This window comes from Streptomyces sp. NPDC057099, from assembly GCF_042671245.1.
Classification (GTDB): domain Bacteria; phylum Actinomycetota; class Actinomycetes; order Streptomycetales; family Streptomycetaceae; genus Streptomyces; species Streptomyces purpurascens.
On sequence record NZ_JBHUTX010000007.1, the window covers coordinates 163,756 to 176,336 of the forward strand.

The 12,581-nt window shown below is 71.9% G+C and carries 14 protein-coding genes; 8 read left to right on the forward strand and 6 right to left on the reverse strand.

The window, feature by feature from the left end; translation table 11 throughout:
* Positions 1-61: 61 nt before the first annotated feature.
* Positions 62-1,267 (reverse strand): flavin-containing monooxygenase, encoded by a 1,206-nt coding sequence (locus tag ACFT4A_RS12850; protein ID WP_382828809.1) that lies wholly within the window; start codon positions 1,265-1,267, stop codon positions 62-64.
* Between the two features lie 356 nt (positions 1,268-1,623).
* Between ACFT4A_RS12850 and ACFT4A_RS12855 the strand changes: the two genes are divergently transcribed.
* From ACFT4A_RS12855 to ACFT4A_RS12865, 3 genes are all read left to right on the forward strand, one after another.
* Complete coding sequence (locus ACFT4A_RS12855) at positions 1,624-2,970, forward strand: RNA-guided endonuclease InsQ/TnpB family protein (RefSeq protein WP_382828811.1); 1,347 nt, start codon at positions 1,624-1,626, stop codon at positions 2,968-2,970.
* Between the two features lie 517 nt (positions 2,971-3,487).
* Entirely contained in the window at positions 3,488-3,940 is a 453-nt protein-coding gene (locus ACFT4A_RS12860; RefSeq protein ID WP_382828814.1) for a DoxX family protein, read from the forward strand.
* Positions 3,937-4,359, forward strand: coding sequence for a Zn-ribbon domain-containing OB-fold protein (locus ACFT4A_RS12865; protein ID WP_382828816.1), 423 nt, complete (start codon positions 3,937-3,939; stop codon positions 4,357-4,359). The genes ACFT4A_RS12860 and ACFT4A_RS12865 overlap by 4 nt, the downstream gene beginning before the upstream one ends.
* Here the strand turns inward: ACFT4A_RS12865 and ACFT4A_RS12870 are convergent.
* Positions 4,313-4,846 (reverse strand): kinase, encoded by a 534-nt coding sequence (locus tag ACFT4A_RS12870; RefSeq protein ID WP_382829110.1) that lies wholly within the window; start codon positions 4,844-4,846, stop codon positions 4,313-4,315. The genes ACFT4A_RS12865 and ACFT4A_RS12870 overlap by 47 nt on opposite strands.
* Before the next feature lie 87 nt (positions 4,847-4,933).
* Here ACFT4A_RS12870 and ACFT4A_RS12875 point away from each other — a divergent pair, with 87 nt between their 5' ends.
* Both ACFT4A_RS12875 and ACFT4A_RS12880 read left to right on the forward strand, forming a co-directional pair.
* The gene (locus ACFT4A_RS12875) at positions 4,934-5,548 is read left to right on the forward strand and encodes a GNAT family N-acetyltransferase (protein WP_382828819.1); all 615 of its coding nucleotides are present in this window, start codon (positions 4,934-4,936) and stop codon (positions 5,546-5,548) included.
* Between the two features lie 39 nt (positions 5,549-5,587).
* Positions 5,588-6,445 (forward strand): GNAT family N-acetyltransferase, encoded by an 858-nt coding sequence (locus ACFT4A_RS12880; RefSeq protein WP_382828822.1) that lies wholly within the window; start codon positions 5,588-5,590, stop codon positions 6,443-6,445.
* A 10-nt stretch (positions 6,446-6,455) separates the two neighbouring features.
* Here the strand turns inward: ACFT4A_RS12880 and ACFT4A_RS12885 are convergent, their stop codons facing one another.
* Complete coding sequence (locus ACFT4A_RS12885) at positions 6,456-7,616, reverse strand: hypothetical protein (RefSeq protein WP_382828824.1); 1,161 nt, start codon at positions 7,614-7,616, stop codon at positions 6,456-6,458.
* A 33-nt stretch (positions 7,617-7,649) separates the two neighbouring features.
* Here ACFT4A_RS12885 and ACFT4A_RS12890 point away from each other — a divergent pair, with 33 nt between their 5' ends.
* Positions 7,650-8,330, forward strand: coding sequence for a hypothetical protein (locus ACFT4A_RS12890; protein WP_382828827.1), 681 nt, complete (start codon positions 7,650-7,652; stop codon positions 8,328-8,330).
* 19 nt (positions 8,331-8,349) lie between these two features.
* Here ACFT4A_RS12890 and ACFT4A_RS12895 read toward each other — a convergent pair whose 3' ends face one another.
* The 3 genes from ACFT4A_RS12895 to ACFT4A_RS12905 all read right to left on the reverse strand — a co-directional run bounded on the left by ACFT4A_RS12895 (position 8,350) and on the right by ACFT4A_RS12905 (position 10,728).
* Positions 8,350-9,018: a pyridoxal 5'-phosphate synthase gene (locus ACFT4A_RS12895; RefSeq protein ID WP_382828829.1), complete on the reverse strand. Its 669-nt coding sequence runs from the start codon at positions 9,016-9,018 to the stop codon at positions 8,350-8,352.
* 36 nt (positions 9,019-9,054) lie between these two features.
* Complete coding sequence (locus ACFT4A_RS12900) at positions 9,055-9,480, reverse strand: pyridoxamine 5'-phosphate oxidase family protein (RefSeq protein WP_215124390.1); 426 nt, start codon at positions 9,478-9,480, stop codon at positions 9,055-9,057.
* A gap of 78 nt (positions 9,481-9,558) precedes the next feature.
* Entirely contained in the window at positions 9,559-10,728 is a 1,170-nt protein-coding gene (locus ACFT4A_RS12905; RefSeq protein WP_382828832.1) for an acetyl-CoA acetyltransferase, read from the reverse strand.
* Between the two features lie 109 nt (positions 10,729-10,837).
* Between ACFT4A_RS12905 and ACFT4A_RS12910 the strand changes: the two genes are divergently transcribed.
* Both ACFT4A_RS12910 and ACFT4A_RS12915 read left to right on the forward strand, forming a co-directional pair.
* Positions 10,838-12,025 (forward strand): acyl-CoA dehydrogenase family protein, encoded by a 1,188-nt coding sequence (locus tag ACFT4A_RS12910; protein WP_382828835.1) that lies wholly within the window; start codon positions 10,838-10,840, stop codon positions 12,023-12,025.
* Entirely contained in the window at positions 12,022-12,492 is a 471-nt protein-coding gene (locus ACFT4A_RS12915; protein ID WP_382828836.1) for a nitroreductase family deazaflavin-dependent oxidoreductase, read from the forward strand. Before ACFT4A_RS12910 ends, ACFT4A_RS12915 begins: the two co-directional genes overlap by 4 nt.
* Positions 12,493-12,581 lie beyond the last annotated feature (89 nt).

Sequence of the window (12,581 nt, forward strand, 5' to 3'; positions counted from 1 at the left end):
ACCGGCACGACGTCAGGAACGGTTGGGAGCGGACGAAGTTCACCCGTCACCGGGCGGGCGCTCAGCCCGGCAGCCGGGACACCGTCCCCGAGGCGTCCCGGGCCAGGGCCTTCGCGATCTTCACGGCGTCCAGCGCCAGCTCCCGCAGGTTGCCGCTGATCGGGTTGGTGAAGCCGGTGAAGTACAGGCCGGGGGCGTTCGGCGGGGTGCGGGCGCCGTGGACGACGGGCTTGCCGCGGGCGTCGAGGACGTCGAGGTGGCCGACCAGGCCCTCCAGGGCGCGGACGTACCCGGTGGCGGCTATCACCGCGTCCGGGGAGAGCCGGGTGTCGTCGGCCAGCACGATCTTGCCGTCGCCCTCGAAGGACTCCACGGCGGCCACGATCTCGACCTTGCCCTTGCGTACGGCGTCGATCAGGCCGACGTCCTGCACCGGGATCGCGCCCTGCTTCACCCGCGTGTACAGGCCGGTGTCGGGACGCGGCAGTCCGTGCGCCGACAGGTCGGGGATCGCCACCTTGGCCTGCGCCCGGCTGATCCGGTCGACGAGGCCGGTCGGCAGACGGCGTACCAGGACACCGCTGTACTGGGCGGCCCAGCCGGCGGTCGAACGGCGCACGATGTGCGGGACGGTGCGCACGGCCAGCCGGACCCGCGAGGCGCCGCTCTCCACCAGGTCCACGGCGATCTCGGCCCCCGTGTTGCCGACACCGACGACGAGGACGTCCCGGCCGGCGTAGGGCGCGCCGTCGCGGTACTCACCGGCGTGCAGGAACTCGCCGGTGAAGGCCTCGCGGCCGGGCCAGTCCGGCAGGCGCGGGGTGTGGTTGTAGCCGGTCGCGATCACGACCGCCGAGCCGGTCAGTTCCCTGCCCCCGGTGGCGTGCAGCAGCCAGCCCGTGCCGTCGGGCGTCCGCTCGATCCGGGACACCTCGACGCCGGTGACGATCTCCAGGCGGTGGTGCTCGGCGTACTTCTCCAGGTACCGCACCACGTTGTCCCGGGACACCCACCGCCCGAACCGGCGCGGCATCGGCAGCCCGGGCAGGGCCGACAGGCCGCGGGTGGTGTGCAGACGCAGCCGGTCGTAGTGGCGGCGCCAGGACGCCCCGACCCGGTCGGACTTCTCCAGGACGACGGCCCGTACGCCCCGGGCGCGCAGCGCGTACGCGGCGGCGAGTCCGCCGGGGCCGCCGCCGATGACGTAGACGGGGCGGTCCGGTGTGGGGTGCGCGGAGGAGTGTGGGGAGGGCGTGGAGTCGGCCATGAGCGGGAGCGTAATCACGAGCCCGGTTGATGGGTCTCGGTCAAGACCGGAATTGGTTGCGGATTGATCACGGCTGTAGGAGGAGGGAGTGGGGCTCGTGGCGTAGCGGGCCTGGTTGTGGCGGGCGCGTGATCGTTTCTGACGGGTGCGGGAGGCCGCGGTATTGGAGGGAGGCTGCCTGTCAGGGCGATTCGTCGTCCCTGATGCTGAGGCCAAGGCCCGGACAGGTGGTGGTGACGGGGGGCGAGGGTCCTGAGGTCGGTGGCGGCCGGTGGCTGGCCTGGTGTGGTCACTCGTGCGGGTGAGTGTGATCGATGGTGTGCGCGGTGGGGGAATGTGCGGTCTAGGTTCGCGGCGTGGCGCGGTTTCGGATGTACCCGAGGAGCGAGCAGGAGCAGCAGATGCTGCTGCACTGCGCGCACGCCCGGTATGTGTGGAACCTTGCGGTGGAGCAGCATGCGCACTGGCGGCGGGACAAGGCGCACCACCGGCCCGACGGCACGCGCATTGGGGCCCCGTCGTTCGCGGAGCAGTGCCGTCAGCTCACCGAGGCCCGTGCTGCCAGTGAGTGGCTGCGCGCCGGGAACCAGACCGTCCAGGCACAGGCACTCAAGGACTTCGCCAGGGCCAAGGCTGCGCGTTTCACGTCCGGGTTCGGTGAACCGACCTGGCGCAAGAAGTTCGTGCACGAGGGCTTCCGCGTGATCGGCGACGACCGCGTACCCGAGTACGAGCCGGACGGCCGCCCGCTGATCAACCCCAGGACCAAGAAGCAGGTCGTGGGCCGCTCCGTGACCGTGCAGAAACTCAACCGGCGGTGGGCGCAGGTGAAGGTGCCCGGATGCGGGTGGGTGCGCTTCCGCCTCAGCGTCAAAGGCAAGGGTGCTCGGCTTCCTGCGGCGAAGACGTTCCGCGTCACCTACCGCAATGGCCAGTGGCACATCGCGTTCGCCGTCATCCCCGACCCGGTCGACAAGCCGGGCACGGGCGAGGTCATCGGCATCGACCGGGGTGTGACCATCACCGCCGCACTCTCCGACGGACGGAAGCTGAACTGCCCGCAGCTCACCACTCGCGAGCGGGCTCAGATCCGCAAGCACCAGCGCCGCGCCGCCCGCGCCTCCAAGGGCAGCGAGCGCAAGACGGCCGGGTACGCGCAGGTGGCCCGGCTCAAGGCGAGGGAGGCGAACCGGCGTAAGGACTGGTGCGAGAAGACCAGCACCATGCTCGCCCGCACCTACGATCTGGTGCGGTTCGAGAAGCTGAACATCAAGACGATGACCGCCAGGGTCAAGGCGAAGCCCGATCCCGACCAGCCCGGCCGGTACCTCAGCAACGGCCGGGCGGCCAAAGCCGGGCTGAACCGGGCCATCCTGGCCCAGGGCTGGGGCCTGCTGCGGCAGCGCACCGGGCACAAGGCTCCCGGCCGGGTCGAAGACGTCCCCGCCCCCTACACGTCTCTGCGGTGCAGTGCCTGCGGATGGATCGACAAGAACTCGCGCAAGAGCCAAGCCGAGTTTGTCTGTTCCTCCTGCGGCTTCACCTGTAACGCGGATACCAACGCCAGTATCAACGTCGCGGCAGGACAGGGCGGGATCCCCCGCCCCCGGCGAACAGCCGGTGCCGGAGGGGCGACAACGGCCACCAGCCGTTCGAGCGCCCGTGAACCTCAACCCGAATGGGCTGGAATCCCCCTCTTTTAAGAGGGAGAGGATGTCAATGGATGAAGTCGCCCGGGTCGGTGTTCGCGCCGTGCCCCTGGTCCGAATAGCAGAGGTGGCTGACGTCGTGGCCCAGCGCGGCCGCCGCGGCGGCGAGGTTCGCGGAGACCTTGTGCGAGGTGTCGGAGTCCTTGGTGCCGAGGCGGATCCATCAGTGCCTGCTGCGGCGGGAGGAAGGGCATTGGGTCCATCGGCCGCAGCTTCGCGGTTATGCCGCCGTCTAGCCGCGCCCCGGCGTTGCCGGTGGTGTCTTGGTTGCGGTAGGCGACCTCGTGGTCGTCGCCTTTTGCGTCGGTGATCGCGGTCGTCTGCTCGGTGTAGCCGTCCTTGTCGAAGACCAGGCCTCCGGAGGCGGACCCCGGCCCGCTCGCTGCCTGTGCGCTCAGGGCGATACTGCCGATAGCGGCCGTCGCCCCGATCCCCATCACGACTCATTGTGAACACATGGCTTCACCGTGAGGCCTTGCGGATCCGGCGATCTGACGTACCGTCAGATCGCATGGACACGATCTGGCTCGGCGGAGCGGAGTGGCTGGCCGTACTGCGGATCGGGCTCGGGCTGTGGTGGCTGGAGAGCTGGCGGCACAAGGACCGCAAGGCCTGGTTCGAACGGGGCGCCGGCATCGAGTGGGCGGCCGGGATAGCGGCCGAGCACCGCTGGAACGCCGTCCGTTCGGGCTTCGGCGCGGTCGTCGCGCCCCACCCGCGTGTGATGGCGTACGTCGTCGTCTACGCGGAACTCGCCCTCGGCCTGGGCCTGATCACCGGCTTCCTCACCCCGGTCGCCCTGGTCGGCGGGTTCCTCCTCAACGTCCTGTACCTCACGCTCATGATCCACGACGTCGCCGAGCAGGGGCAGAACTCGATGATGGCGCTGATGTCCGTGGTCGGGCTGTTCGGGATGTCCTGGCAGACGTGGTCGCTGGACAGCGCGCTGGGGCTGTTCCGATGACCGGGCGCATCGACCTGCCCGAGCCCGACGCCTTCACCCGGACGTACTGGGACGCGGCGGCCGAGGGCCGGCTGCTGATCCGCCGCTGCCGGGCCTGCGGACGGGCCCACCACTACCCGCGCGAGTTCTGCCCCCGCTGCTGGAGCGAGGACGTCGTCTGGGAGGCCGCGAGCGGCCGGGCCACCCTCTACACCTGGTCCGTCGTCCACCGCAACGACCTGCCGCCCTTCGCGGAACGCACGCCGTACGTCGCCGCCGTGGTCGACCTGGCCGAGGGGCCGCGGATGATGACGGAGGTGGTGGGGGAGAGGGAACTGTCGGCGGGGGCGGAACTGGAGGTGGCGTTCCGGGAGGGGATCCCGGTGTTCCGGGTCAGCGGTCCGTCGCCGGCAGGCGGTCCAGGCCCGTTTCGCGCATGATGCGGCCGACGGTCTCGGGCAGGGCGCTGTCGGCGTCGACGACGGTCTCGGTTCCGTCCGGCAGCAGATCGCGCGGCCGGTACCACTCGCGCAGCCGCTCCTCGTGGACGTCGTCGGCGATCGGCTTGGTGGCGTGCCGGAGGAGGGTCTCGGCGAGCGGTACGTCCAGGTAGTAGCCGTGGGTCGGGCCCCGGTGGTCCGCGCGCAGCCGGGCGAGCATGTCGCCGTAGCGGTCGGCGTACAGGATGCCCTCGACGACGACGTGGAACCCGGCGTCCAGGGCGTAGCGGGCCGTCAGGTCGATGAGGCCGATGTTGGCGGCGCCGGGCCGGTCGCGTTCGCGGAGCACGATCCGGCGGAGGTTGTCCTGGCCGACCAGGGCCAGGCCGCGGCCGAACCTGTCCCGCAGGCCGGCGGCGACGGACGACTTGCCCGAGGCGCTGTTGCCGCGCAGCACGACCAGCCGGGTCTCCTCGGTGCCCACCATCACGGCGCTCAGGCTACCGATCGACGGTGACCGTCAGGGGGCGTTCGGCTGCTGCCCACGCGCCCGGGTACCGGCTTGAATACCCCCATGGCCCCCATACGTGACCCGTTCCCGACCGCTCTCCCCGAACTCCACGGCCTCGGCCTGCGCCTGCGCCCCTGGGACGCTTCGTCCGGCGCCGACGTCGATACGTGGATGCGCGGCATGCGGGACCCGGAGTTCCGGCGCTGGAACACCCCGTTGCGGCCGGTCACGGACCGGGCGAGCGCCCGGCAGTCGCTGCTCGCGCGGGAGCAGAGCGCCGTGGAGGGCACGTCGGTGTCGTTCCGCGTCGCGGACGCCGGCAGCGACACGGTCCTCGGCCACATCGGCGTCAACGAGATCAAGTACCACCTGAAGGTCGCCCGCGTCGGCTACTGGGTGCTCCCTGAGGCCCGAGGCCAGGGCGTCGCCACCCGGGCCCTGCTGCTCGCCACCCGCTGGGCCCTCGCCGAACTCAAGCTGCACCGGATTGAGTTGGACCACGCGCTCGGTCATGACGTGTCGTGCCGGATAGCCGAGCGCTGCGGATTCGCGTACGAGGGAACCCTGCGCGGGGCGATCTTCGAGGAGGACCGGCACGACGCGTTCCGGGACGCCCACCTGCACGCGCGGCTGGCGACGGACGCGGAACCCGAAGCGGGCGGAGGGGCCTGGGCGTAATTCGGAGGTGCCGGCGCAGCCCGGTTGCCACCATGGGGCATGAGCACCGACGACTGGCACCTCACCCAGGACCTCGACGAATTCCTCGACCGTGCGGGCCCCTTCCTGCGCTCCCAACCTGCTCTGCACACCGTCCCGTTGACCGTCACGGAGTCGCTGCGCACACGCGGGCGGCACGTCTACGGCGACGGGGTGCCGGAGTTCGGCGTACTGGAGCGGGACGGGGCCGTCCGGGCGTCGTTCTTCCGCACCCCTCCCCACTGGCTGAACCTCACCGCCCTCACCCCCGAGGAGGCCGACACCCTCGCGGCGCGGCTGGCCGCTCTCGGGCAGCGTCTGCCCGGCGTGAACGCCGACCGCGACACCGCCGCCGCCTTCACCGAGGCCTGGCAGCGGCACACGGGCGCCACGGCCACGCTCCGTCAGCGCCAGCGGCTCTACCGCCTCGGCACCCTCACCGTGCCCGACCCCGCACCGCCCGGCGGGCCCCGGACCGCCGTCGAGACCGACCGCGCCCATCTCATCCGCTGGCACCAGGAGTTCACCGAGGCCATGGGCATGGGCACCGTCCGGGACGACGGCGAGTGGGCGGACGCCCGCATCGAACAGGGCGGCATCACCTTCTGGGAGACCCCCGACGGCACGCCCGTCGCCATGGCCGGCAGGACCCCCTTGACCGCCGGCCAGATCCGCGTCGCCCCGGTCTACACCCCACCCCACCTCCGCGGCCGCGGCTACGCGGGCGCCGCCACAGCCGAGATCAGCCGCACCGCCCTCGCCTCCGGCGCGCAGGAGGTGCTGCTCTTCACCGACCTGGCGAACCCGACCAGCAACGGGCTGTACCAGCGGATCGGGTACCGGGCGGTGGCGGACTTCGCGGTGTACGACTTCGGATAGCGCGAGGGTCTCACCAGAACGTGAGCGTCAGCTTGAACCAGGCGGCGCCGTCCCGGTCGGTGTTCTCGGCGTGCAGCGTCTCGGTCGCCAGTGCGGCGAAGGCCCGTTCCTGGACTCCGAGGTACGCCCGTACGATCGCGCACTCCGGGGCGTCGTCCCTGAGCACGCGATCGGCGGTGGCCTCGTCGAGGCTGCCCAGATTCCAGAGCAGCTCGACGATCGGGGCGGCCCGCTCGCCGCCGCGCTCGGTGACGAAGCCGCCCACGAAGCTCTTGGCGATGTCCTTCGCGAACGGATTGAGGTTCGCCATCCACTCCCTGCGCAGCCACAGTTCCGCACGGGTCACCCGCTCACGCGGGTCCAGGACGAGCGTGAGATCCACGTGTTCCTGAAAGCCGCCGGTCTTGAGGTGCACCTTCGTTCTGTCCGCCTCGGTCGTACGGCCGTCCGCCGTCTCCTCCACGTGGAAGAAGTCGAAGAAGTCGCCGCCTCGCAGGTCCGCGTACGGCACGAGGGTGGGCTCCCCGGAGAGGTCGCCCCACTCCGACGGCCACAGGAAGGCCGAGAAGAGGACCTTGGCGAGATCGGCCCTGGTGATGATCCAGCCGTTCGCGTGCTCCACCGCGTCCACGCCCGCCGCGTTGTGCTCGCGGCACAGCAGGGAGCGGCCCGGCCAGGGATCGTGGAAGAGGACGGAATCGTCGTCGGCGGCCACCAGGTAGACGCAGTGTCCGGAACGGCCGTCGTAGACCTGGACGGCCGTTCCCTTGACCTTCCGCGTGATGAGAGCCCTGGCCAGGAGGTCGACCAGTGCGGTCGGGGGAAAGACGATGACGCGCTCGATCGCGGCGGTCGGCACTTCGGGTCGCCCGGCCGCGAGAAGGCAGACCGGACCCATGCCGGACAGCAGACCGAAGGTGCGCCAGTTCTGTTCCAGGGTGGCGCCCCGGTGCGGGTCGCCGTAGAGCTCCCGCCCCTCCGGGGTGCTGCTCAGTTGCGCGAACGCCGCTTCCAGGATCTCGACACCCAGCGACCGGGGCACGGCTCGGGCCCGCGTCTCGTCCCGGGAGTCCGATGGCTCTGCCGGATCCGCGACCTGCTGGAACAAGTCCCGCTGGCCAGGCTCTTGTTGGGCCGGGCCACCGACGCCTGAGAAGAGAATTTCCTCCATCGACATACGTTACCCAGCAGATAACATGAAAATGTGGCAGATCCGTCGATTCCCATGGCCCGCATTCAGCAGTACATCGTGGAGCGGTGCCCCCACTGCGCCGAGCGGCACCGGTTCACGCTGGGCTTCGGCCGACGTGCCGTTCTCACCTTCGGAGGCGCCGCGGCCGACGCCGGCCTGATCTGCCCGGCGACGGGCGGGCCGATCGTCGTGGAGCTGGAACTCCGCGAGAACGAGACCTACTTGGGCCCCGTCGACCCTGCGGCGGGCGCCGCCGTGACCGTCGCGCTCCCCGAGCCCGCGGCCGCGGGGGCCGCGGTGACCCAGGACGGTGGCGGCGGCGAACGTGCCGAGTGGCAGAAGGGATCACGCACCACGGCACTCGACTTCTGCCGGACCATGCTGACCACCAGCAGCGGCGCCATCCCCGTCTATACGGCGGTGCTCAACTACGTCGGGATGAAGCAGATCTCGGGTTCCCTCAGCGGTCGGCTGAGCGTGCTGCCCATGATCCTCTTCCTGCTCGCCAGCGTGGCGTTCATCCTCGCGCTGGTGCCCACCCTCGCCACCGTGACCGACGAGAGGGGCTTCCGTGAGTTCCGCGACCGGCGGCTGCGTCTCCTCGACCGGTACATCTGGACGGGCGTCACGCTGTTCGTGACGGCCATGGCGTTCTCCGTCTACGTCCTGTTCTCCGCCCTGAGCACGGTCTGACGAAGGCCCCGGCCGCCCCTCACGGCCAGAGCAGCTCCCGCACCCATCCCTCGTCCTCCCCGCGCCGGTACCGCAGCCGTACGTGCCGCCGCTCCCCGTCGCCCTGGAAGAACTCGACCTCCTCCGGGCGCAGCCGGTACAGGGTCCAGGACGGTACGGGAGCCTCCGGCTCGGTCCGGGCCCGTTGCCAGGCCGTCTCGGAGGCCCGGGTCAGCTCCTCCACCGAGTCGAGGAGCTCGCTCTGGCGGCCGGTCAGCGCGGCTGCCAGGGCGCCCGTCGAGCGGGCGTGGAGGTCGCCCTGGGCGTCGGCGGACGGGGCGGCCGTCACCGGGCCGCGTACCCGGACCTGGCGGCCCAGCACCGGCCAGTAGAAGCTGAGCGCGGCATACGGGCGGGCGGCGAGGTGCCGGCCCTTGCGGCTGCCGGCGTGGGACGCGAAGGACCAGCCGGTCTCGTCCGCCCCGTGCAGCATGACGATCCGTACGTCGGGCAGGCCCGACTCGTCGGAGGTCGCCAGGGACATGGTGTGCGGCTCGCTCTGCCCGGCCGCGACCGCCGCCGCGAACCACTCGGTGAAGAGCGGCAGCGGCGTGGCGGGGGCGGCGGTCGGGTCGAAGGGGGGCAGGTGGGTGGACTGCGGGTCCCAGACCCGCAGCGACCTCAGCAGCTCGTGAAGATCGGGTGCCATGGGCCGATTGTCACCCGGGGGTGCCCGTGGGCGTCGTCATACCTGCCCCAGGTCCGACGACACCCACCGCTCCGGCCGCATCCGCAGCACCAGCTGCTCTCCGTGGTTCTTCCAGGCGAAGTCGACATAGCCGTCGACCTTGTCCGCCGGGAGGTAGCGGGCCGAGAGCTCCCGGAGCAGGTCCAGGGTCGCGGGGGCCGTGTCGACGACCGGGCCCTCGACCGACACGTACCGGATGGTGGGTTCGAGCCGGTCGATCATCAGCGAGAACCGGCCCGCCGTGCTGATCAGCTCGTTCTTGCGGGAGTCGAGGCCGGTCATGATCCAGATGTCGCCGCCGGGCTCGTACTGGTACCAGATCGGCACCGTGAGCGGGGCGCGGCCCGCCCCCGCGTCGACCGCGAGCGCGGCGACATGGGGCTCGGCCAGGAACTGTTCGCGCTCTTCGCGGGTCAGGGCCATTCCGGTCTCCTCCAGCGGCTCGCTCAGATCCTTCTCACGAACGCCAACACCAGCCCCGGCATCGGTGTTCCCCTCACCTCACCCCGCCCCGAGCACCACCGTCCCCGACGAGCAGAACCAGCCCCCCGTCCCCGACGCCACCGTCAGTCGCGGCAGGGAGCCGTCGCCCCGCCGCACCTGCCGGTCGCCGCACTCGCCCCGCAGCTGCCGTACCGCCTCCACCAGCAGGAACAGACCCCGCATCCCCGGGTGCTGGGCCGAAAGACCGCCCCCGTCGGTGTTCACCGGCAGCTCGCCGCCCTCGACCCGCAGCCGGCCCTTCTCCACGAACGCCCCGCCCTCGCCCTTCGCGCAGAAACCGAGGTCCTCCAGGGTCACCAGGGTCATGTAGGTGAACGCGTCGTAGATCTCGGCGAAGTCGATCTCCGAGGGCCGTACGCCCGCCCGCTCGAAGGCCAGCCGCCCGCTCACCGCCGCCGGCGACACCGTGAAGTCCGGCCACTCGGACATCGCCGAGTGCGACACGGACTCCCCGCTCCCCAGCACCCACACCGGCGGCTTACGGCAGTCCCGTACGTACTCCTCCGCCGCCAGCAGCACCGCCGCCCCGCCGTCGGAACGGACACAGCAGTGCAGCTTGGTGAAGGGGTCCGCGATCATCGGGCCGGAGGCGACCTCGTCCGGAGTGATGGGCGTGCGGAACATCGCCTCCGGGTTCAGGGCCGCGTTGGCCCGGGCCTGGACCGCCACCTCCGCGAGCTGCTCGATCGTCGTGCCGTACTCGATCATGTGGCGGCGGGCCGCCATGGCGTACTTCGCGATCAGGGTGTGGCCGTAGGGCGCCTCGAACTGCAGGGGTCCGCGGGTGCCGAAGGACAGCGTCCCGGTGCGGAGGCCCGCCCTCACGTCCGCGCGGGCCGTCGAGCCGTAGGCGAGCAGCACCACGCGCGCGTGCCCGGCCGCGATCGCGTCCGCCGCGTGAGCCGCCATGACCTCCCAGGTGGAGCCGCCGACGGAGGTGGAGTCGACCCAGGTGGGCCGCAGCCCCAGATACTCGGCGACCTCGACGGGGGCCAGCGTGCCCAGGCCCGCCGAGGCGAAGCCGTCGACCAGCGAGCGGTCCAGGCCCGCTTCGGCCAGGGCGCGACGGGCCGCCTGGGCGTGCAGGGCGTACGGGGTCGCGTCGTCCACGCGGCCGCAGTCCGAGAGGGCCACGCCGACGACGGCCACTTTCCTCCGGGCAACCATGAATCTGACGGTACATCAGATAACCCGTGCGGGGGAGCGCCGGAACCCTGGGCATCCCCGCCCCGGCGCCCTAATATGACGCACCGTCAGATGCGGAGGTGGTGCCCCCATGGACGCCCGCTTCACTCCCGAACAGGACGAGATCCGCCGCACCCTGCGCGAACTCCTCCACAAGCGGTGCGGACCCGTGGAACTGCGGGCCGCCCTCGACACCCCGGCCGGACACGACCCGGCCCTGTGGACCGCCCTCGCCGACCAGCTCGGCCTGCCCGGTCTTGCCCTCCCCGAGGCCCACGGCGGTGTCGGCTGCTCGGTCACCGAGCTGGCCCTCGCCTGCGAGGAGACGGGACGGGCGCTCGCCCCCTCGCCCCTGCTCGCCACGGCCGTCCTCGCGGCCCCGCTGCTCTTCGCCCTCGGCACCGACGCCCAGCGGGCCGACCTCCTCCCGCGGATCGCCTCCGGCGCCCTCACCGCCGCCCTCGCCGTACCGGGCCCCGCCCTCACCACCGCCCTCGCGCTCACCGGCCACGACCCGCACGGGACGTGGGCCGGCGGCGGACGGGCCGGGGGAGTGCAGGCCCGGCGGACGGACGGCGGCTGGCGGCTGTACGGGGAGGCCGGGCAGGTCCTCGACGGGCACAGCGCGGGGCTCCTCCTGGTCGCCGCGCACGCCGGGGGGTTCGCCCGTTCCCGCGTCCTGCTCTTCCTCGTGCGGGCGGACGCCGACGGTCTCACCCGCGTACGGCAGACCGCACTGGACGCGACCCGTCCGCAGGCGCGCGTTCAACTCCGGCAAGTGGAAGCCCAGTTGCTGGGGAGCGAGGACGGCGATGTCCTCGCCGCTCTCGCCCGGCTCGGTGACACCGCCGCCGTCTGTCTCGCCGCCGAGGCCGTGGGGGCGGCCGACCGGGTGCTGGAGCGGACCGTGGAGTACGTGGGGCGGCGCGAGCAGTTCGGGCGGCCGGTCGGCTCCTTCCAGGCGGTCAAGCACCGGCTGGCCGACGCCTACGTCCAGGTGCAGGCGGCCCGCTCGGCGGCGTACTACGCGGCCTGGGCCGGTGCCGCCGCCGACGGCGAGAAGGCGGGCGGGCTCGCCCTCGCCCAGGCGCTCCAGGCCCTGCGCGGGGCCGCCGCCGAGGGGATCCAGTCACATGGCGGCATCGGGTTCACCTGGGAGCACGACACACATCTGTACTTCAAGCGTGCCGCGGGCGACGAGCTGCTGTTCGGGCCGGTGCACCGGCTGCGGGCGCGGGCCGCCGACGCGGCGCATGTCTTCGAGGAGGCCGGCCGATGAGAGGCGTGCGGTTCGTGCAGAAGGTGTCCTCCACCCCGGGCTTCGCGCGGGTGGCACCGCATGTGTTCCCGGCCCTGGACCGGGCCGTGCACCGGCTCACCCGGGGAAAGGTGCTGCTCAGCGCGCAGCTGCTGCCGGGTGTGGTGCTGACCTCGACGGGAGCGAGGAGCGGGCTGCCGCGCCGGACGCCGCTGGCCTGCATGCCCGAGGAGGGCGGCCGGGGCTGGATCCTGGTCGGGTCCAACTTCGGGCGCTCGGGGCACCCCGCCTGGAGCCACAATCTGCTGGCCCATCCGAGCGCCGAGGTGAGCTGGAAGGGCCAGGACATCCCGGTCACGGCCCGGCTGCTGGAGGGCGAGGAGAGGGCGGCGGCGTGGAAGGCGGTGCTGGAGTTCTGGCCGCCGTACGCCGCGTACCAGGCACGGGTGGAGCGGGAGATACGGGTCTTCAGGATCGTACGGAGCTAGAAGTCGCGCGAAGACAGAACGCGAAGACAGAAGCGGAAAGCGCGACAGGCGGCGGCCACCGGGGGTGGACCGCCGCCTGCCAGACAGGA